The sequence below is a fragment of the Bacillus cereus group sp. BfR-BA-01382 genome, from assembly GCF_022663475.1.
GTDB classification, from domain to species: domain Bacteria; phylum Bacillota; class Bacilli; order Bacillales; family Bacillaceae_G; genus Bacillus_A; species Bacillus_A thuringiensis_S.
The window spans coordinates 48,976-69,307 of record NZ_JAKUFQ010000009.1 but is presented as its reverse complement, the minus strand read 5'-3'; the positions used below and the strand labels follow the sequence as shown (position 1 = coordinate 69,307).

Sequence of the window (20,332 nt, the reverse complement as noted above, 5' to 3'; positions counted from 1 at the left end):
ATATAACCCCCATTCAAATTTCCTTATCTCATTTTCCAATTTTAACTAATTGAATTTTCTGAATATTTAATTTAAGTATCAACTATTCTTGAACTCATTATAGTTTGCTATATAATATTTTGCAATACTATTTTCGAACTTTTCTTTTATTTTATAAATATACATTTTTTAACATGAAAAATAGACTAAAAAACCAACATGGTCATCCATGTTGGTTTTTCCATTTACTATCATGAATTAAAATTTCGCTGCTACTTTTTTAACGTTTTCTAGACCTTCTTCAACAATTTGTTGTGAACGATCTGGATATTGATTGTGCCCTTCAATTACAACTGTCTCTGGATTTGTAATTCCCCAGAATCCAAGTACAGTTGTTACGTAATTAACTGCCATTTCCATAGGAGCCATTTGTTCTGAAGAGTAATCTGAACCACGAGCACCTAACACAACTACTTTTTTACCACCAACTAAACCTTCTGGGCCATTTGCTGTATATTTAAACGTTTTTCCAGCTTGAGATAAGTATGAAATATATGTGATTAATGGTGCTGGTACTGTAAAGTTCCATAATGGGAATGCAAATACAACCTTATCAGCTTCTAAAAACTGATTTAAATATTGATCTACTGTAGCAACTGCCTTCTCTTCTTCAGCTGTTAACTCCATGCCTTGGCTACGTTTATATCCACCTGAAATCGCGATATTTCCGTAATAAGGAAGATCTAATGCAAATAAATCTAATTCCGTAATTTCTGTATTTGGATTTGCTTCTTTATAAGTACTTACAAATGTTTCATACATTTTTGAACTAACTGCTTGCTCCGCTGGACGATCGTTTGCTTTTACAAATAATACTTTTGACATTTTTTTATTCCCCTCTACATTCTTATTTTCTTCTTTTTTACCAAATAACGAGCTAAATAATCCCATTTTCTTCACCTAAACTTTCTTATCATATTCATTATTCATCATCATAAAAATTCTTATTCTAATAAAAAGTTCCAATTGATACCTTAAGTAAAGCCAATCAAAACTTTTTGTTATTTAATTACCTTATGTAAGTGATTGTAATATAGCAACTTACTTTAGTCAAGTAACTTTTAATAAAAAACAAAATCTCAATTTAAAAATATTAACTAAAATACAATTGAACACCAAATACATCTTTATTACTTGTATAATAAACTTAGAGAGGAAAATTCATATATAGAAAGGATTTATTCATGAGCACTATAGAAAAGATTCAAACTTTTATTATTCTTTTTGCTGTTACATGCGGCATCGTACTCGGACAATTTAATATGATACATACGTATTCAGACAAGTTTATTGTTCCCTTCTTATTTTTTATGCTATATGGATTATTCCTCAGCATCCCATTAAAAGAAATAAAAAACGGATTTCGCAATTTAAAATTTGCTGGAACAAGTCTTACTATTAACTTCTTATGGACACCTTTACTCGCTTGGGGGTTAGGGGCACTATTTCTTTCAGATCATCCAGCACTTTGGGTTGGATTTATAATGTTAATGGTTACTCCATGCACAGATTGGTACTTAATCTTTACTGAAATAGCGAAAGGAAATGTAGCACTTTCTACTGCAATTTTACCTGTAAATTTAATTTTGCAAGTTCTACTCCTTCCAATTTATTTATTTTTATTTGCTGGTGTCATGAAAACTGTAGCGGTTTTTGTTTTATTAGAAAGTATTGTTATCGTAATCGTCTTACCATTTATACTTGCACACGCTACAAAATTCATTATGAATAAAATGAAAAAAGCTGAAACTCTCGAGAATAAACTCATTCCGTTTTTCAGCTCTGCTCAAATTGTATTTTTAAGTTTAGCAATAGTAGCGATGTTTGCATCACAAGGTAAATATTTACTGCAAAATATGAATGTCGTTTTATTATTACTCGTTCCTGTTCTATTGTTCTTCATCATTAATTTTTTACTAGGACAATTTATCGGGCGCATGATGCATTTATCTTACAAAGATACAGTAAGTCTAAGCTTAACAACGTTAGCAAGAAACTCACCTGTTGCACTCGCTATCGCTGTGACCGCTTTTCCAGATGAGCCTCTTATCGCACTTGCACTCGTTATTGGACCATTGATTGAGTTACCAGTACTAGCTTGTGTGTCACAAGTTTTGTTGCTTATTAAGAAAAAACGGCAATACGCATAATAAAAAACGTCCCATTTTGGGACGTTTTTTATTATGGAAAGATTACATACAACACTTATTTCTTATTTATCATTACAAATGAAATTACCGAAACTACAAACGTAATAATACCAATTATAATAAAGTGAAACTTTAATCATTGGGGGTTTTGTTCCTCCCCCAATGATTATTAGCCCTCACCACTCCCGCATTAACAGATCCTTTCTAATTAAAAATGATAGGAAACGTAAATATGACGAAAGCTGCCCAAAGTCCGTATATTGGCAAATACTTCGTAACGGCATCTTGGATAGCTTTTGGTCCTGATTTATTTTGCAAGAAACGCATATAGGAAAACATAATCCAAATTAGATTTGCCCAGATCAGTATGTTTACACCTAAAACAGCTAGTCTATTAGGTGTAATCCCGTAAGAAGAAAGTCTAAATACGATGGCTGACAATGCAACAGTATCAATAATAAGTGCCAGAACAATTAAGGCAAAATTTATATAATCTGAAATACTCTTTTTCTCGTCTGAGTCACTCTCAACGATAGAAAATATAGTAACAGCCAATACACCAAGCAGTATTCCGTTGAAGGCCATTAGGAAATTGCGATCCAAGAATGGATTTTTCCCGACCAAAATTACCGTTATAAGATAGATAAGCAAGGTAATCAGGACGAGAGGACTAAAAATTTTAGATATGTATGGTGTAATATTTTTAGCAAGCTTAAGATTCATTGATACTAAGTATGCAGTCACAATAGCGAGAGCCGCTGCTCCAAATAAAACAACATTACTAAAATAGAATTCTCCTATATCTAAGTCAACAAAGCTAAATAAACGCATGGTGAATATTGCTAGTATCATTCCGCTCACTGCCATGCTCCCGTAGAGAAGACAATATTCTAAATTAAATTTAATATAGGCTAATCTTGTACTGCCTTTTGAATATTCATTTCCTGTAAATGCAAGCCCTACTAAGACCCATAAAAATATAGGAAGATGTAAATACGCAAGTATGGTACTGTCTTTATAATTTATTGGCAACGTATTAAGATACACCCCGGAAACTAGGAATAACGCTATAAGGGAATAAATAATACTTTTTTTCGGCTTATTATTGTAAACAAAATAAGCAGCAATAAAGGGAATTACACCAAAAGCCAAATTAATTGGAGCAATTGCTTCCTGCTCAACAAAGTGGAAAATGATTCTAGTGCTTATGCCGGCCAGAATAGCTAAAAGGCCCATGAATAAGAAACCTTTTTGAAACAAAGATGTTTTTTCTTTATTTACTTTCTCCTTAAAATGCAACCTTTCATACCAAGCACCTAGAATTTGAGAATCAGGGTTTTGGTCCCATGCTTGTGAGAATGCTTTTTTAAAAGCTTTCGGATCTTTTCTATACATCTTCTCCAACTCATGGGGGTTATCCATATGTTTAACAATCAAATTGTTACTGTTCATAGTTATACCTCCTCTAATTTTAAAAATAAGGTTGTTACCTTTTAACAAAAGCACCTCACTCATTTATTATGATTTTGATTTTAATACAAAATTTATCGTTTTACAATAAAAAATTATTATTTAAAGGATTTTTTTTATCGTTAAATTTTATATAAAAGAAAAAACAAAAGAGCATGACATAAAACTGTCATGCTCTTTTAACAAATTAATTCTCAAATACAAAATTAATCTTATTATCTTTCCACTCTAATTTCGCATCAAACGTTTTCTCGCCCTTTTTAAAGCCTTTAATTAAATCAGTCTTTTCACCTTTTAAGAGCTTTGTCATATTCTTTTGCGAAATTGTTTTACTTAATATCTTCTTTGAAATGGTGAAATCACATTGCGTTGTATTATAGTTAGAACAACCGTAAAACGTTGACTTATCAATTACATCGCCATCACATTTTTTACAGCTACCAACCTTTTTACCCGTTGTAAATTTCGATCCTTTTCGTTCAATCGATTCAACATGTAGTCCCGTGAAATCCCACTTCTCAGACATTTCCACTGCGTCTTCAATAATTTTAGCTGATAGCTTTTTCGTCTGTTCCATAAATGTAGCTGGTGAAGCTGTACCTTCACCAATTTCCGCAAGACGTTGTTCCCATTTCGCAGTCATTTCCGGTGAAGCTAGTATTTTGTCACCAATTGCGGTAATTAATACTTTTCCTTTATCAGTCGCATACACTTGGTTTTTCTTTACATCTATATATTTACGGTCTTTCAGCATCGTAATAATACCCGCGCGGGTCGCTTCCGTACCTAAACCTTCTGTTTTCTTCAATACCTTCTCTAGCTCTTCATTCTCTAAATACTTACCGGCTGTTTTCATTAACGTAATAAGTTGTCCTTCTGTATAACGCTTCGGTGGCTGTGTTTTTCCTTCTTTCACTTTCACCTTTACAACTTTTCCTTCTTCACCTTCAGCTACAATTGGAAGAATGGTTTCGTCATCTTTATCGTCTTGGAAAATAACTTTACGCCAACCTTCTTGAATTTGCTGTTTTCCTTTTGAAATGAATTCAGCACGTTCATCTACAAGCGTTACAATCGTTGTATAGTCAAAGATTGCAACTTCATAATGAGCTGCAATAAGCCTTCTTACGATCATATCGTATATTTTCTTTTCATCACCTGATAGTCTGCTTGGGTTTGTAACTTGCTCTGTCGGAATAATCGCGTAGTGATCTGTTACTTTCTTTTCATTTACATAACGCTTATTGTTCATAATGGATTCAACCGGAGCCGGTAATAAACCTTTATATTCATCAAACTGACTTAACTTCTGTAAAATATCAGGGAAAGTCGCTGCTTCTCCTTGAGTAACATAGTTAGAATCTGAACGTGGATAAGAAACAATCCCTTTTTGATAGAGTGCTTGCGTTATATCAAGCGTCTTTTTCGGTGAAAACTTAAAGGCTTTATTTGCCGTTGCTTGCAGTGATGATAAGTTGAATAAAAGCGGCGGCTGAAACTCTTTACGCTCCGTTTTCATTTCCTTCACAACAGCCGGTTTCCCTTGGCAAAATGCCGCAATTTTATTCGCCATATCAGGGTCTTTTAAGCGGGATTCATTATCCTTCTCCCATTTCCCGTCATATTTCTTTCCTTCTATATTAAAGGTTGCAAACACTTCCCAGAAAGGCTCTGACTTAAAGTTTTCAATTTCTTTCTCACGCTTTACAATCAATGCTAACGTTGGTGTTTGGACACGACCAGCAGAAAATACATCATTCATTCCTTTTTTCTTTAACAAAATACTAAACACACGTGATGCATTCATGCCAACAACCCAGTCAGCACAAGATCTTGTGTATGCTTCGTAATACGTATTAATTGTATCTGATTCATCAAGTAAATTTTTAAACCCTTGATAAATTGCTTGCTTCGTTAAAGACGAAATCCATAGACGCTTCATCGGCTTTTGCACGTTACAAAGATTAATAATATTTCGTACGATCAGTTCCCCTTCACGCCCAGCATCGCCTGCGTGAATAATTTCTGTTACCTGTGGATTATGTAACAGCTGTTTCACAACGTTAAATTGCTTATACTTTGACTTTGTAACTTCAAATTGAAAACGCTCTGGAATCATCGGTAACGTATTAAGTGACCATTTTTTCCACTCTGCGTGATAATGCTCTGGATTACATAACTGCGTCAAATGACCAATTGCCCATGTACAGTACGCTCCATTTGGAAATAACTCATTCGCTTCTACTTCTAAATATCCATCTTTCCGGCGATATTTAAACTGTGAAACAAGAGCCAACCCTTGATCTGGTTTCTCGGCAATAATTAATTTCATTTTATAACTCCCTATCTGTATTCCAGTGTTACTTTCATTGTATATATGTTTAGAAGCGATGATAAAACAACAATCTTATTTATCATTCGCGGTTTGTCTCGCAAATGTGAGACCTATAATATTATACGCTTATTCTTTATGGCTTCACAATAGAAACTCATAATATAACAATTTCTTTCACATGCTTACAATTAAAAAAGACGCCCTAAAAAATCAAGCGTTCCTTTGCTTACATCTATGAAATTGTGCAGATAATATGCAGATATTAATAAGCATAAGTACTCTCCATATAAACATATGATGAAATGAACGATAGGACAAGGAGGTATCATAATGTTTGCTTATACGTTAACTACCTTAACACTTTGCTGTACCTCAATTCTTATTGCATCCAATATTTCTAAACGTAAGAGTACCCTAATGGAGTATATGGTATTTATTATGTCTTTTAGTATGAGTATCGGTTTAAGTATTGGTTTTTACTTAGGCATTCTCTTTAAGGGGGAATTACTATATTCTACTTTGCTTGCTATTTTAATTAGTGGTTTTATCGGTTTCTTAATCGGTCTACGTTTTCACCTATATACTGCTTTAGAAGGAATGTTCTCTGGATTAATGGCAAGTACGATGGGAGCAATGATTACAGAAATGTTAAACGCTCAACAAGCTCATAGTATATTGTTCATTAGCCTTTTACTTACTATAACGATTACTATGTCCTGTGTGATTCAATTGTTATCGGAGAACTTTTCTACTTTTATCCAACAGCGTTTTTTGTTATTACTTTCAATTAGTGTAGTAATTATCGTTGCCGTATTCGCGACATTCCCAGATCATACTCCTTCACCTGGGCATAATCAACATATACATTAGTACTTGCAACAAAAATGAATAAGCAGCTATCCATAGGATAACTGCTTCCTATTATTCTGGCTTATTAGGAATGTTTTGGTTTGGAACATAGTCAGATTTATAATCTGTATAGTTCACTTCCGTTACCATCCCTGCTGAAGCATGATGTAGGTCGTGACAGTGGAACATCCACTCACCCGGATTGTCTGCTACAAAGGCTACTTCATATTCTTCACCCGGTTTTAAGTTCAATGTATCTTTTACAATTGGAGAACCTTTTATCGGTTTTCCATCTTTACTCAACACCTGGAAGAAGTGCCCGTGTAAATGCATTGGGTGATCATCCATTTTAGAACGATTTACCAACTTCACTTTTACTAAATCACCCTTTTTCACTTGAATTGGGTCAATATCCGGAAATACCTTTCCGTTAATTGTATATACCATTTCATTTCCATTCATTTGCGTATTTAAGTCCATATTATATGTGGCAGTATACTCTTGATTTAACGTGAAACTACCTAATTTTTTAGTACCATATTTCATTATATCTACTTTCGGTAGTTTTTCTTTTTCGTCTGCTTTATCTTTCATCTCTTTGCTACCATCATACTCAATAACAGCTTTCATTCCTTTTGCACCTTTATTTTTTGAATGGTCTTCAACATACCACTTCCCAGGATTATTAGCAGTAAATTCAATATCATAACGTTCACCCGGTGCGATTGAAATTACTTTATCCTTTATAACTTTTGGATCGTTTATTGGTTGACCATCTGTCGCAATTACTTTTATATCATGACCATGAACATGTATATCATGTGATAGATAACCAGCATTGACGAGTCTAAGACGAACGTTATCTCCCTTATTCACTTTTAATGGCGCTACTAAATCACCGCTTTTTCCATTGATTGTGAATAAATCATACATACTCATATCATGACCTTCCATCTTCATATTTCCATGGTCCATTCCTGTCATATTGCCAGAGTCTTTTTGATCACTGTCCATGTCCATACCGGAATGATCCATGCCGTTCTTATCGTCATTCTTTTTCGTATTTTCATCACCTTTAGATTTATTACCTATTTGCCCTTTTGTCATTTCTTTTAACTGCTTTTTAATTTCTTCTTTATCTGTAACCCATTCATCCAACATTAATGTGTAATCTTTATCATATTTTTCCTTTGCATCTTCTACAATGAGCGCTCCATACAAACCTCTATCTAATTGATTTACAGAATCTTGATGCGAGTGATACCAGTACGTTCCTGGTACGTTCGCTTCAAATTCGTAAGTGAAACTTTTTCCTGGTTCAACTGCATCTTGTGTCACGCCTGGAATTCCATCCATGTTATTTGGGACAGGATATCCATGCCAATGAATAGATACTGGTACAGATAATTCATTTTTTAATGTCACTTTCACCTTTTCACCTTTTTTCACCCGAATTTCTGGACCAGGAGATGAGCCATTAAATGTCCAGACTGGAACAATAACACCGTTACTTAATTTTTGCTTTTCTTCTTTCGCTATTAAAGTAACTTCTGGTCCTTTTTCAACCTTCAATGGTGTTGTAGCTGTTTCAGTCTGTATTGTTTTTTTATCATTCATATTTTTATGATCATTTGTTGTATTTGTCGTCACAGAACAGGCAGCAATTAAAAATATTACATAGACTGTAACGGCTGCTAATACAAATCGCTTCATGGAAAATCCCCCCTTTTTCTTTTTCAAAATCATTATAGAAGTTGATTTTCAAGAAAATAAGGAGATGTAATTAGATCTTACGTAAGCTAATTGGAAGATTACTAAAAGCGGAGACATTACAAGAGGCGAATATTTTAGAAATACAAAATGCTTTCCTTGTAGCGACTATATTAGCCGTTCTCGTATTTGTTTTGACGTTATTTCTTAAGAAACAATAACACTTCTATTATTAAATAAGAAAAATGTAGCTAAAATGCTCTTCACAAAAGAACTTACATTTTTGTATAATAAGAACTAATGTTCCTTACAAGAAGACAATAGACTCAAATTACACAAATATATCAAATAGAAGAGGATTGATATACGATGAAAATTGATAGACCAAAAATTTCACCAGAGTTATCTTCAAAGAATTTTCAAGATATTTTTTATGAAGAAGATCCAACATTGGAAGTGTGTGAAATTATAGACTCCACTTTCGAAAATGAATCTGTAGATAGAGTACGATTATATGATGCGGTGATAAAAAACTGTAAGTTTACTAATACAGACTTTAGCAATATTGATATTACAGATGTTTGTTTTGAAAACTGTGATTTATCAAATGTTAATTTAAGCAATTCTTCTGTTCACAGAGTCGAATTTAAAAACAGTAAATTAATCGGAGTAAATTTCACAGAATCTAGCTTAGGAAATGTTAAATTTGAGAATTCAATTTTGAATTTAGCAGCATTTGGGAATTCTAAACTAGAAAAAATTATATTTAATGAAACTTCATTAAATAATGCAGATTTTTTTGACTGTAAACTTAAAAAAGTTGAATTCCAATTATGTAGTCTTGATGAAGCTAATTTTGATCAGACATCACTGAAGGGGATAGATATTAGTTCTTCTACCTTTGATACACTTACAGTTTCAGTGAACGATTTAAGAGGATGTAAAGTATCAACATATCAAGCTGTTCAGTTTGCAACTTTATTAGGATTAATAATTAAAGATTAGTATTTCGAAGATAAAAAGAACCCTATCCCGAATCCTGGATTTTTTAATTGTCCACGATTCGAGATAAAGTTCAAATAAATTAGTGATGACTTTTTTATTATTTAACTACAGCTTGGTTTCCTTTTACATGTTCATTATTTACACTCATAAATTCTTCAATTTCTTCAACTTCTCTAATGATATCTTTTGATAAGTTTTCATACCCGTCTTTCGTTACAAGAATATCATCTTCTATTCGAATACCAATCGACTCTTCCTCAATATAAAGACCAGGTTCAATTGTTATAACCATACCTTCTTCTAACACTCTATCTTTATATGTTCCTACATCATGTGTATCTAAACCAAGGAAATGGCTGACACCATGATAATAGTATTTTGATAACTCTTCATCTTCTTGAATTAAACCAATTGCTTTACACTCTTCTGCCAGTACCTTTTTTGTATGCTCATTTAATGCAGCGAACTTTAATCCTGGCTTAATAATCTCTGTTGTTTCTTTTAATGCTTTTAATACAATATTATAAATTTGTTTTTGGCGACTAGAGAATGTTCCATTTGCCGGGAATGTATAACTAATATCAGCGTTATAGTAGTCTTTTTGAGCGCCTAAATCTAGCAATACTAAATCACCATTTTGAATTTGTGCATCATTATCTTCATAATGAAGAACTGTAGCATTTTTCCCACTCGCCAAAATTGTATTGAATGCATGGTGCTTAATGCCAGATGATTTCAGTGTAAAATCAAATTGTGCTTCTAATTCATACTCCATCATGCCTGCTTTTGCATGCTTAAGTACGTTGTAAATACCGTCTTTCGTTATAGCAATCGCTTCTTTAATAATTTCAATTTCTTCTTCTGTTTTAAATACTCGTAATTCACAAATGTTCGGATATACATTACCAATTGTTACGTGTGGGAATTTTTCTCTTACATGTTTAGCAAATGCTAATGTTTTTGTCTCCATACCATTCCACTCACGACTTTCTATATCTAAATATAGATGCTTCGCATTTTCTGTAAAAAGTATATTTGACATTGTCTTTTCAAAGCTATCTAAATACACAACTTTCTTTATACCTGAAATTCCCTCTGCTTCTTCGCTAGAAACTGTTTTCCCAACCCATTTTTCCATTACTGGATCTGATTTTTCAATGAAAAGTGTCTCTTCTACACTATTCCCAAACTTTTTCAGCATAAAAATAACATTTGGTTCACCGATTCCCGTTAAGTAGTAAAAATTACGATTCGGTACAAATTTATAATGTGCATCGGCTGACATATGAGGTGCTTGTCCAGCAAATAAAATCGTAATGGATTCCTCTGGTAATGTGTTTGCTAATCGTTCTCTATTTTGAGCAAAAAATGTTGATTTCATAATAATCCCCCTAGCGTTTTATGTATAATTGTGAAACTAATTATTCAATACACTTCATTCTATTATTGTTATAATTTTTCGTCAATTTTTAACTAAATTTTAGATAGTATTGACACAGACAACTAAACAAGTTACAATAACTATAAATTAGTAAGTTACTAATTTAAATTTAAATAAGAGGTGAACAAAATGCAAAACATTTTATTCCGTATTAACGAATTGTCAAAAAAAGAAAAAGCAACTGGATTAACAGTTGATGAAAAACAAGAACAACAAATGTTGCGTCAAAACTATACACAAACATTTCGTGGAAGCTTAGATTCCATTTTATTAAACACAAAAATTGTTGATCAAAATGGTCTTAACGTTACACCAGCCGCATTACAAGATGCTCAAATACGTTTAAAATTAAGCAAATGAGCTCCGCGCTAAAGAATTTTAATAAAACATAAACAGAGCTGGATTTCCTATATAGAAATTCCAGCTCTGTTTATTGTCTTTTCTAATTTAGTAAACGAGCGATACATCGCAATTCTCCACGACACAATCATCGCAAATGCAAGTAAGAAAAACATTCCGCTTAACTCTGCCAAATCAATTGATTGGCTTAAATATGACTTTAATGCCACGCGTACAGCTAATAAGCCTACTAAAATGAATATGAATGCTTTTGACGGTTTCATAAATATATGTTCGCCTTTTATTTCGAACTTAGTTGTTTTAATAAGAAAAATAGAGAAAATAAGCCCTATACTAATTGCCTCGACTATTTCTAACGATGTTAATCGAAACTCTGGTAAAAAGTACATCATCGCGCCTGTACTCATAAAAATTGGCGGCAATATAATTTTCTTTTTCGTTACCGGCTTTTTCGCTGCTTTAAAACGTAGAAACATTACCCCAACAGCCATACAAACTGCTACGACACTTGATAAAAGTGCTATCATACTTTCCACTCCTATCTATTTAAATGACTTTTTTAACAAAACCATAAACCAAATGAGCCCTACACTTATAATAACGTGACCTACCCCAGCCATATGGCTTAAACCGTTAAAGTCAGTTCCGTTTACTTGTAATAGACCTCTAAATAGCATTGTTGCAATATTAAAAATTAATCCTACATTATAAACAATAAACCATGCACGAAAGCTCTTTGTTTCTTGTACATGAAACACTTTACATAAAGCGAAAGCAATTAAAAAAAATAAGAAACCAAGCACTAGTACATGTGTATGTACTAATTGCAACATTGTGGATCCTTTAATTCCTTGTGCTTTCGAATACTCTCTTGCAAATACTCCTGATAATAAACCGATAATTAAGTAAATGAATGATGCATTATATAAATTCTTCATTTTATTCCTCCTATTGTAAACTTTCCATATTCGCTACAATCATTTTACGGAAAGTTTATGAACGGAATATGAATAAAATATTACATCCTATTTTCAAATAAAAAACCATTTTGTTTATATTGGTTTACCCATTTCAAAATTACGGTGTCTCTTATATCAATAGCTTTACTAATTTCTCGGTAACTTTCATTTCCGTTCAAATAACGTTGAACGATGTATATTTTTTCATCAGTTGTGAATTTAACCATAGAAAAACTGCACCTCCAATTGTTAGACTGTGTCTAACAATTGGAGGTGCAGTTTTTAATGGTGGGATGCTCTTTTATAATTTATTCATTATTGATTATTTTCCATCCTGTAAGTTTCTAGTTTAATTTAAACCATTGCTTCAGTTTCTATAATTACTAAAATTACCCTTTTCTCATAACCGTCTAATATTCCTAGAATTTCCGGGATTTTTGAGTTCATGCGGTTAAGCCCTCTCAATTATTTTAGAACTTAACTAATCTCAGTTTGCAACTCCATTCCAAACATCGACATCATTATCATCTAAAATGGCTTTGATTTTATCTTTCTCAAAAACTACCAGATATTCATAAGGTAAGGCTAAAACTTGAATAATTGAAGGTCTAATTTTTAGTAGCTGATATGCGTAATATGCTTCTAATTCACCGTCAGTTTCTTCTGTTTCATCGACAGGACCGATATACCAACCAGAATCACCTTTATCACAATCCCTAGCTCTTTGTAAATAAACCTCATCTAGTTGTAACACATTTTTTGAAGTCACTATTTTATCGCTAAACTTTATTGTTTCACCGTCAATATTTAACTGACGTAAACAATGTACTTGTTCTAATTGCACCCATAAAGCAATTGTTAGATCATCTGTAGTATCCTTAAATGGATTTTTTGTATAATCTGGGGCAATAATGTGATACCCATCTTCACGTTTGGATAGAACAAAAATAGACCAACCAACTTGCATAGAAAATCTATCAACTAATTTATTATCTTCTACTTTAGTTAGCAAATACAATAACTTTTCTATCTGGGGGCCTAAATGTTCTTCTGCTGTAGCTATTATCTTTTTACCACCTATATTTTTAACTATTGTTTTCAATGGGTTGTAACCTCTCTTTTATTGATTTTTTCAAAGCTTCTCTAGCCACTGCTTCACGTTCTAACATTTCTAGTCTTATAATTTCCGGAACCTTACCGTATTTAGGGTGCCCCGGCCATGTACTCCAATCTTTTGCATTCTTAGAAGCATTTGTTGGTTTTCCAAGTCCAACAAAGTTTACATCCATATTAAGCACTTCTATTTGTTGTTCTCTCGGTAATAGGTCAAAACCTTCCATGTCCGTTATTTCTTTCATTGAAACAATGTGGTCAGCTTCAAGTTTTTCCACTTCATAACCATATACAGGGTCAATTTTGGGTACATCTGTATTTACGCTTTTTCTTATCCTATTATTGGGTGTTCTCTTTCTTAAATCTTTATATTCCTCTTTTGAAACCGCAAATTGATTTAATAAGTCTTTCGCTTCTTGGTATGCCCCACCAAGTTCATATTTTATAGAACTTCCTCCAACATCAGCATAAGCCAAACGGTTTCCAGTGTTCAACTTAAAATCAGTTAATACATTTCTATATGCAGCAGAATTAGTCATAAACGACTTTCCTTTTGCTAGGTTGCCAGCGATTGCTAACTTCCCTGCTTGTCCTGCTTTACTAAGACCTTTATCACCAATAAAACCTGTTAATAATGATGCTACACCATAGGCAGCATAGTGCTCTCTACTTTCCATATCTCCGTTCCAGAAATCATTAATGAATGAATCTGATAAAGTATTCCATGCAGCAGGAAGTGTTTCTTTATAATTAATAATTGCATCTCGCATGTTTAACCACGTTTCTTTATCGCCTAAAGCTACGAATCCTTCCCATGCATCTACAGCACCATCTACAAAACCTGTAGAAATACCAGTCCATGCATCACTTAGATCCTTTTTCTCTCTTTCCCAAGCCTTTTCGAAGTCAGATTTAGGCGAAATTTTACCGCACATTGCACCTTCTTCAATTGAATTATCAGCCTGACGATTCCTATCTTCTGTAATCGCCTGGATAGAAGTCGTCCACTCCATATTCAATCCTTGTGTACTAAATATACCACTTGCAGGACTAAAACCTTTTCCACTTTGTACTTCTGCAAGACCTGTAGCAATACTAGTAGCTAATTGAATTGCTGTAGCATAGTTATTGCTAGACGTTTGATTAAATTCATGTAGATGGTCTAACTTTTCTTGAAGTTTTTTCCTCATGACAGTAAAAAGATTTGCCATAGCGTCTATACCTGGTATTGGCATAGTTTGAGTAATGGCTTCCATACTTGCTTTCATTCGGTCAATCTCTCGAATTTGTTCTAATATTTCTTGTTCAATTACATCTGCCTGAGCTACTTGTGATTGAAATTGACTTGGAAATGCATCGTTCTGACGGATTAATTCTTCACATAAGTATATGATTCCTTGTGCTAAAGGGCGAAAGGTTTCTGCGAAAAATGCTTTTGCACTATCGTAAGTTTGCCCTTGTAGAACGGTATCACTTGTAAAAGCATCAATCGATTGAATGGCTTGTTCCATACCTTGAATGGTAGCTGTACATACAGCATTCATGCTTTGAGTTTGGCTTTGTACTTCTCCCAAATACATATTTAAACTCATGCATTGACCTCCCTTGCTAATTGTTGTTGCTGGTAGGATAGGTCGTTTTCTGAATCACTAAGGTCTCGTCTTTCTTTAAGTAATGTTTCTTTTTGATTTTCTAATTTAAATGTAAGTTTTCGCTCAATGTGTTGTGCTTCTTGACGGATATTTATAAAGAAATGAGATAACTCTTTATCGTTGTGCCAAGTTTCTAAAATACGGTTAAATAAGCGGTTGCTTCGATTTTTCAATTCGTGAAAATCAGCTTCCGCTTGTTCCTGAGTTCGAAGCGCGGATTGATTTCGGTCCTGTTCTTCAAATACACTTCGTAATTTTTGATTTAACTGTTTAATTTGGTTTTTGATATCTCGATCCATTTTTTCCTCCTACCGTTTTATCTTTACGAAGGTGGTCATATTAGCGGAAAGTATTGTGAAGCTCGTGATCCATTCTCTCAAACTCTTTGGCTACCGAATGAATATTATCGACCGCTTGTTGAAAGACGGTGGAAAATTGTTTCGTCAAATCTAAAACTTGTTGGTTCGCTTCTTGTGCTTTTGAATTAACTGAAAGCGTAGTACGTGTCGCCTTTTTTATAGAACGATTTGTTGCGTTTTGGATTGTATCTGAAGCTGCCCTCATTTGCGTTGCGATTTGTGTAGCGCTTTGAAAATCACTTTGAAATTGTCCCATCGTATAAACCCCTTCTATACTTAATAGAGCATGAAAATTATACCATATTAGTATAGATTTTTATATTGATAGAGAACCTTTGTTTGAAGTGAACCCTGAAAACGGGGCACCTATCAAAACACCTAAACCACTTGTTCCCTAAATTCTTTAGGGGATAGGTGGTTTAATTTTTCTTGAATTCGCACACAATTGTAGTAATGAATGTATTCTAGCACAATCTTTCGCACAGTTGTGTTGGATACTTTTGTTATCTCTTGTGAATAGAAGGCTTCACTTTTCAAATGACCAAAGAAGCTTTCCATGACGGCATTATCATGGCAATTTCCTCTCCGGGACATGCTGGTGATAATGCCATTTTCTTTGGCATATGCTTGAAATTCCTTCGCTGTATAAATACTTCCTTGATCTGAGTGAAGAAGGACATCTTTTACTTTTCGCCCTCTCATTGCTTGTTTTAATGTCTTCATTGCTAATGGCAGTGCTTGGGACTCGCTGATGACATAACTAATAATTTCACGATTAAAGGCATCCATAATCGTTGATACATACAAGGTACGCTCTCCAAATAATAGATACGTCACATCCGTAAACCACTTTTCATTTGGTGCGGATGCATCGAATTGGCGTTCCAATCGATGAGGGGCTACTACTGGCTCCGCACCACTGATATATTTCTTTTTCTTTCGACGAACTTTTGAGAGAATCTGATTTTGTCTCATGATTCGTAATACTTTTTTATGATTCACACACAGTCCCATTTTCCGAAGAGTTGCGGTCACTCTTCGATATCCATATCGTAATTTATGCCGAAGACAAACATCCTTTATTTTCTCTTCTATCTCATCTCTTAGGTCCACTGTTCGTTGTAACCAACGATAAAATGTAGACCGGGGTAATTCTAATACATTACACAATTCTTTTACCGTTAGTTTTGTTTTGAAATCGGTCCATAAAGTAACTACAGTTTCCAGGTTCAACTCCTTTCGATTTCCAGATACTTTCCCCATATCAGTAATTTTGTTTTTAACTGTTTATTTTCTAACCGTAGCTGTTCCAATGCATTTAACTCTTTTGGCCCTTTTCCATAAGAATATTGCTTTCCTACAGGTTGTTGAAAACGGTACGTTTGACTGGTACGATACCACTTCATCCATGTCTTAATTTGGGAAACATTTTTAATTCCAAACTTCTCCATAATGGTCCGATTGGAATATCCATCCTTTTTCATTTCAATCACTTTCCACTTTATTTCTTCTGGGTAATGAACTCTTGTCTTCAAACCAAAAACACCTCCATTGAATTTGCATACTTAGTATGCGAATTCAGGAGGTGTTTTTTTCATGTACCACTATTCGGGTTCACTTCACTTCAGTTGGTAGGGCGTTTTTTAGAGTACGAAAGGTAATTCAATTATAAAAATAGCCTATCATCTTTTAATATTAATTGGGAATTTATATTGTACTTACACTACATTAATATTTAATATTTATTTTTTAAAATTTCACATGTGGTAAAATAATAAATTGATGAAAAAGGGGACGAAATATCAGTAAATAATTCACCGCAATATAAAGTAAAAAACTGCACCTCCAATTGTTATTCGTGTCTAACAACTGGAGGTGCAGTTCACTTTTCAACTTATTTTAAATCTTCTATTGAGAAAGCACCTGGAAGTAATTGCTCAACAGTCACTTCCTTTTCATCACCTTTTACATTCGTTAGTAAAACTTGCATTTTCGGTTCACAGAATTCAGCAATTACTTGTCTACAAGCACCACATGGTGAAATCGGTCCGTCTGTTTCGCCTGTAATAACTAAGTAACTAAAGTCACGCTCCCCTTCTGATACTGCTTTAAAGATCGCTGTTCTTTCTGCGCAGTTACATAGACCGTAAGAAGCATTTTCTATATTACAACCAGTATAGATTTTACCTTCTTTCGTAACTAATGCTGCACCAACAGGAAATTTTGAATACGGAATATATGCTTTTGCTAACATCTTATTTGCTTCTTCAATATATTTTTTCTTATCCATATTATTTCCCCCTTAAAATAATGTAATGATGATTAGTCAGTAATAACTGTATGAACTAATTTAGGAGCCACTGCTGTTTCAGCGATAGAAATGTTCTCATAGATTTTTGCTTTTACATCTTCTACATTTTCACGGTTTGCATAGATTGTTACGAATGGCTCGCCTTCTTTTACTGCATCGCCAACTTTTTTACGTAACATTAATCCTACCGCTAAATCGATTTCATCTTCTTTTGTCGCGCGGCCAGCACCTAGTAACATAGCTGCGATACCGATTTCATCTGCAACAATGTTAGAAATAACACCTGAAGTTTTTGCAGGTACATCAATTACATACTTAGCTTGTGGCATTTTTTCTGGATTGTCTACAATCGAGCTGTCTCCGCCTTGATTGCTTAAGAACTCTTTAAATTTCTCAGTTGCTTTTCCGTTTTTCATCACTTCAATTAGCATTTCACGAGCTTCTTCTAACGTATTTGCTTTTTTCGCAAGTACGACCATTTGGCTACCTAATACAAGTACTAATTCTGTTAAATCTTCTGGACCTTCACCTTTTAACGTGTCAATCGCTTCTTTTACTTCTAGAGCGTTACCAATCGCAAAACCAAGCGGTTGTGACATGTCCGAAATAACAGCCATAGTTTGACGTCCTACATTATTTCCGATACGTACCATTGCATGTGCTAATTCTTTTGCATCTTCTTCTGTTTTCATAAATGCACCAGCACCTGTTTTTACATCAAGTACAATTGCGTCAGCACCAGCTGCAATTTTTTTACTCATAATTGAACTTGCGATTAAAGGAATTGAGTTAACAGTTCCTGTTACGTCGCGTAATGCATAAATCTTTTTATCTGCAGGTGTTAAGTTTCCTGTTTGTCCAATAACAGCTACTTTGTCACGGTTTACAATATCAATGAATTGTTCTTTCGTAATTTCAACGTGGAATCCTTCTACCGCTTCTAATTTATCAATTGTTCCGCCTGTATGTCCTAAACCACGACCAGACATTTTTGCTACTGGTACATCTAAAGCAGCAACTAATGGTCCTAATACTAAAGTTGTTGTATCACCAACACCGCCAGTTGAATGTTTGTCTACTTTAATTCCTTCAATTGCTGATAAGTCGATCGTTTCTCCAGACTCAACCATCGCCATCGTTAAATCTGCACGTTCGCGATCTGTCATATCTTTAAAGAAGATTGCCATTGCAAGCGCACTCACTTGATAATCAGGAATACTTCCGTCTGTATATCCATTAATAAAGAATTTGATTTCTTCAGTCGTTAGTTCTTTGCCGTCACGTTTTTTTGCGATAATATCTACCATTCTCATTACAATCACCATTCCTTTTTATATTATATGAATCTATTAAAATAATAAGCCAACGATTGTTGCTGATAAGAAACTTACTAACGTTGCACCGAATAGTAATTTCAAACCAAATCTTGCAACTACATTCCCTTGCTTTTCATTTAAGCTCTTAACTGCACCTGCAATAATTCCAATTGAAGAGAAGTTTGCAAATGAAACTAAGAATACAGATATAATTGCTGTCGTTCTATCTGAGAAATTAAAGTTTCCTTGTGCTAAATCTGTCATTGCGACAAATTCATTTGATACTAATTTTGTTGCCATAATATTTCCGGCATTAACTGCTTCATGCCAAGGTACACCCATAATAAATGCAAATGGTGCAAATGCATAACCAAGAATTTCTTGGAATGAAATACCGATTACACCTTTAAATACTGCATTAATGAATGCGATAAGAGCAACGAAACCGACTAACATAGCTGCTACTGTAATCGCAACTTTAAATCCATCAATAATGTATTCCCCTAATACTTCAAAGAAGGTCTTTTTCTCTTCTTCTTGTACTTCTAACATATCTTCTTCCTCAGTAACTTCATACGGGTTAATGATAGAAGCGATGATGAAGCCACCGAATAAGTTAAGCACTAAAGCGGTTACAACATATTGTGGTTTTAATAACACCATATATGATCCAACGATAGACATAGAAACTGTAGACATTGCCGATGCACATAATGTATACATTCTTTTCTCTGGCAATAACCCTAGTTGTTTCTTAACTGATATAAATACTTCAGATTGTCCTAAAATCGCAGAAGCAACAGCATTATATGATTCTAGTTTCCCCATTCCATTTACTTTACTTAATGCTAGACCGATAGATTTCACAATAATAGGTAATACTTTAATATGTTGCAAAATACCGATTAAAGCTGATATAAATACGATTGGCATTAATACACTTAAAAAGAACGAAAACTCTTTTTGATTTACTAATCCACCAAATACGAAATTCACACCGTCAGCGGCATATTTTAATAACTCTCCAAAACCATCTGCTATTCCGCTAATTAATATATTCCCTATACTTGTATTTAATAATAGAAACCCCAAAATGAATTGTAATATAACCATCGTTATGATTGGACGATATTTGACTTTCTTTCTATCATTACTAGCAAGCCAAGCGATACCTAAAATCAATACGAGGCCAAAAACACCGATTAAGTATTTCATAAGCCGTTTCCTCCCATTCGTATCCGCTTACATTTTTTTTAATTGTTA

General features: G+C 33.8%; 19 protein-coding genes and 1 pseudogene. 4 read left to right on the top strand and 16 right to left on the bottom strand.

Features of this window, described 5'->3' with window-relative positions; all coding sequences use genetic code 11:
- Window positions 1–237: 237 nt before the first annotated feature.
- Window positions 238–930, bottom strand: a complete 693-nt coding sequence (locus MR160_RS06510) for an FMN-dependent NADH-azoreductase (RefSeq protein ID WP_000522502.1) — start codon at window positions 928–930, stop codon at window positions 238–240.
- 293 nt (window positions 931–1,223) lie between these two features.
- Here MR160_RS06510 and MR160_RS06505 point away from each other — a divergent pair, with 293 nt between their 5' ends.
- Window positions 1,224–2,189, top strand: coding sequence for an arsenic resistance protein (locus tag MR160_RS06505; protein WP_098832835.1), 966 nt, complete (start codon window positions 1,224–1,226; stop codon window positions 2,187–2,189).
- 204 nt (window positions 2,190–2,393) lie between these two features.
- On the opposite strand, the gene MR160_RS06500 is transcribed toward MR160_RS06505, so the two are convergent.
- Window positions 2,394–3,641: a DUF4153 domain-containing protein gene (locus MR160_RS06500; protein ID WP_001087655.1), complete on the bottom strand. Its 1,248-nt coding sequence runs from the start codon at window positions 3,639–3,641 to the stop codon at window positions 2,394–2,396.
- Between the two features lie 205 nt (window positions 3,642–3,846).
- Window positions 3,847–5,991 (bottom strand): DNA topoisomerase III, encoded by a 2,145-nt coding sequence (gene topB, locus MR160_RS06495; protein WP_000766771.1) that lies wholly within the window; start codon window positions 5,989–5,991, stop codon window positions 3,847–3,849.
- A 333-nt stretch (window positions 5,992–6,324) separates the two neighbouring features.
- Between topB and MR160_RS06490 the strand changes: the two genes are divergently transcribed.
- Window positions 6,325–6,864: a hypothetical protein gene (locus MR160_RS06490; RefSeq protein ID WP_086403329.1), complete on the top strand. Its 540-nt coding sequence runs from the start codon at window positions 6,325–6,327 to the stop codon at window positions 6,862–6,864.
- A gap of 51 nt (window positions 6,865–6,915) precedes the next feature.
- Here the strand turns inward: MR160_RS06490 and MR160_RS06485 are convergent, their stop codons facing one another.
- Entirely contained in the window at window positions 6,916–8,556 is a 1,641-nt protein-coding gene (locus tag MR160_RS06485; RefSeq protein WP_098832836.1) for a multicopper oxidase family protein, read from the bottom strand.
- 366 nt (window positions 8,557–8,922) lie between these two features.
- Between MR160_RS06485 and MR160_RS06480 the strand changes: the two genes are divergently transcribed.
- Window positions 8,923–9,558, top strand: a complete 636-nt coding sequence (locus tag MR160_RS06480; RefSeq protein ID WP_000687270.1) for a pentapeptide repeat-containing protein — start codon at window positions 8,923–8,925, stop codon at window positions 9,556–9,558.
- Window positions 9,559–9,655: 97 nt separating this feature from the next.
- Here the strand turns inward: MR160_RS06480 and MR160_RS06475 are convergent, their stop codons facing one another.
- On the bottom strand, window positions 9,656–10,939 hold the full coding sequence (locus tag MR160_RS06475) for an aminopeptidase P family protein (RefSeq protein WP_000842960.1): 1,284 nt from the start codon (window positions 10,937–10,939) through the stop codon (window positions 9,656–9,658).
- Between the two features lie 189 nt (window positions 10,940–11,128).
- Here MR160_RS06475 and MR160_RS06470 point away from each other — a divergent pair, with 189 nt between their 5' ends.
- Entirely contained in the window at window positions 11,129–11,359 is a 231-nt protein-coding gene (locus tag MR160_RS06470) for a DUF896 domain-containing protein (protein WP_001179614.1), read from the top strand.
- A 47-nt stretch (window positions 11,360–11,406) separates the two neighbouring features.
- Here the strand turns inward: MR160_RS06470 and MR160_RS06465 are convergent, their stop codons facing one another.
- The 11 genes and pseudogenes from MR160_RS06465 to MR160_RS06415 all read right to left on the bottom strand — a co-directional run bounded on the left by MR160_RS06465 (window position 11,407) and on the right by MR160_RS06415 (window position 20,284).
- Window positions 11,407–11,886 carry a CcdC family protein gene (locus MR160_RS06465; RefSeq protein WP_000561074.1) on the bottom strand — a complete coding sequence of 160 codons (480 nt, stop codon included), beginning with the start codon at window positions 11,884–11,886 and terminating at the stop codon, window positions 11,407–11,409.
- 15 nt (window positions 11,887–11,901) lie between these two features.
- The gene (locus MR160_RS06460; protein WP_000794056.1) at window positions 11,902–12,297 is read right to left on the bottom strand and encodes a DUF2871 domain-containing protein; all 396 of its coding nucleotides are present in this window, start codon (window positions 12,295–12,297) and stop codon (window positions 11,902–11,904) included.
- A gap of 104 nt (window positions 12,298–12,401) precedes the next feature.
- Window positions 12,402–12,545: pseudogene (locus tag MR160_RS06455) on the bottom strand (transposase); the annotation flags it as partial.
- A 260-nt stretch (window positions 12,546–12,805) separates the two neighbouring features.
- On the bottom strand, window positions 12,806–13,420 hold the full coding sequence (locus tag MR160_RS06450; protein WP_000849723.1) for an immunity protein Imm33 domain-containing protein: 615 nt from the start codon (window positions 13,418–13,420) through the stop codon (window positions 12,806–12,808).
- Window positions 13,404–15,023: a T7SS effector LXG polymorphic toxin gene (locus MR160_RS06445; protein WP_000056137.1), complete on the bottom strand. Its 1,620-nt coding sequence runs from the start codon at window positions 15,021–15,023 to the stop codon at window positions 13,404–13,406. The genes MR160_RS06450 and MR160_RS06445 overlap by 17 nt, the downstream gene beginning before the upstream one ends.
- A complete protein-coding gene (locus tag MR160_RS06440; RefSeq protein WP_063675222.1) occupies window positions 15,020–15,382 on the bottom strand; it encodes a DUF3958 family protein in 363 nt (120 codons plus the stop codon). Before MR160_RS06440 ends, MR160_RS06445 begins: the two co-directional genes overlap by 4 nt.
- 40 nt (window positions 15,383–15,422) lie before the next feature.
- Window positions 15,423–15,698: a TIGR04197 family type VII secretion effector gene (locus MR160_RS06435; RefSeq protein WP_242297113.1), complete on the bottom strand. Its 276-nt coding sequence runs from the start codon at window positions 15,696–15,698 to the stop codon at window positions 15,423–15,425.
- Between the two features lie 122 nt (window positions 15,699–15,820).
- A protein-coding gene (locus tag MR160_RS06430; protein ID WP_098832839.1) for an IS3 family transposase occupies window positions 15,821–16,977 on the bottom strand; the annotation gives its coding sequence in 2 pieces (ribosomal slippage) (window positions 15,821–16,728 and window positions 16,728–16,977; 1,158 coding nt in all).
- Between the two features lie 359 nt (window positions 16,978–17,336).
- Window positions 17,337–17,732: a cytidine deaminase gene (locus MR160_RS06425; protein ID WP_079245343.1), complete on the bottom strand. Its 396-nt coding sequence runs from the start codon at window positions 17,730–17,732 to the stop codon at window positions 17,337–17,339.
- A gap of 32 nt (window positions 17,733–17,764) precedes the next feature.
- Window positions 17,765–19,066: a pyrimidine-nucleoside phosphorylase gene (locus tag MR160_RS06420; RefSeq protein ID WP_001983022.1), complete on the bottom strand. Its 1,302-nt coding sequence runs from the start codon at window positions 19,064–19,066 to the stop codon at window positions 17,765–17,767.
- A gap of 36 nt (window positions 19,067–19,102) precedes the next feature.
- Window positions 19,103–20,284 carry a NupC/NupG family nucleoside CNT transporter gene (locus MR160_RS06415; RefSeq protein WP_000876177.1) on the bottom strand — a complete coding sequence of 394 codons (1,182 nt, stop codon included), beginning with the start codon at window positions 20,282–20,284 and terminating at the stop codon, window positions 19,103–19,105.
- Between the last annotated feature and the right edge of the window lie 48 nt (window positions 20,285–20,332).

Excerpts from the sequence above, each read along its gene's own strand:
- topB (WP_000766771.1), bottom strand. The coding sequence starts at position 5,991 with ATGAAATTAATTATTGCCGAGAAACCAGATCAAGGGTTGGCTCTTGTT.
- MR160_RS06490 (WP_086403329.1), top strand. The coding sequence starts at position 6,325 with ATGTTTGCTTATACGTTAACTACCTTAACACTTTGCTGTACCTCAATT.
- MR160_RS06415 (WP_000876177.1), bottom strand. The coding sequence starts at position 20,284 with ATGAAATACTTAATCGGTGTTTTTGGCCTCGTATTGATTTTAGGTATC.
- MR160_RS06440 (WP_063675222.1), bottom strand. The coding sequence starts at position 15,382 with ATGGATCGAGATATCAAAAACCAAATTAAACAGTTAAATCAAAAATTA.
- MR160_RS06475 (WP_000842960.1), bottom strand. The coding sequence starts at position 10,939 with ATGAAATCAACATTTTTTGCTCAAAATAGAGAACGATTAGCAAACACA.
- MR160_RS06500 (WP_001087655.1), bottom strand. The coding sequence starts at position 3,641 with ATGAACAGTAACAATTTGATTGTTAAACATATGGATAACCCCCATGAG.
- MR160_RS06460 (WP_000794056.1), bottom strand. The coding sequence starts at position 12,297 with ATGAAGAATTTATATAATGCATCATTCATTTACTTAATTATCGGTTTA.
- MR160_RS06510 (WP_000522502.1), bottom strand. The coding sequence starts at position 930 with ATGGGATTATTTAGCTCGTTATTTGGTAAAAAAGAAGAAAATAAGAAT.
- MR160_RS06505 (WP_098832835.1), top strand. The coding sequence starts at position 1,224 with ATGAGCACTATAGAAAAGATTCAAACTTTTATTATTCTTTTTGCTGTT.
- MR160_RS06470 (WP_001179614.1), top strand. The coding sequence starts at position 11,129 with ATGCAAAACATTTTATTCCGTATTAACGAATTGTCAAAAAAAGAAAAA.
- MR160_RS06435 (WP_242297113.1), bottom strand. The coding sequence starts at position 15,698 with ATGGGACAATTTCAAAGTGATTTTCAAAGCGCTACACAAATCGCAACG.
- MR160_RS06420 (WP_001983022.1), bottom strand. The coding sequence starts at position 19,066 with ATGAGAATGGTAGATATTATCGCAAAAAAACGTGACGGCAAAGAACTA.
- MR160_RS06465 (WP_000561074.1), bottom strand. The coding sequence starts at position 11,886 with ATGATAGCACTTTTATCAAGTGTCGTAGCAGTTTGTATGGCTGTTGGG.
- MR160_RS06485 (WP_098832836.1), bottom strand. The coding sequence starts at position 8,556 with ATGAAGCGATTTGTATTAGCAGCCGTTACAGTCTATGTAATATTTTTA.
- MR160_RS06445 (WP_000056137.1), bottom strand. The coding sequence starts at position 15,023 with ATGAGTTTAAATATGTATTTGGGAGAAGTACAAAGCCAAACTCAAAGC.
- MR160_RS06425 (WP_079245343.1), bottom strand. The coding sequence starts at position 17,732 with ATGGATAAGAAAAAATATATTGAAGAAGCAAATAAGATGTTAGCAAAA.
- MR160_RS06480 (WP_000687270.1), top strand. The coding sequence starts at position 8,923 with ATGAAAATTGATAGACCAAAAATTTCACCAGAGTTATCTTCAAAGAAT.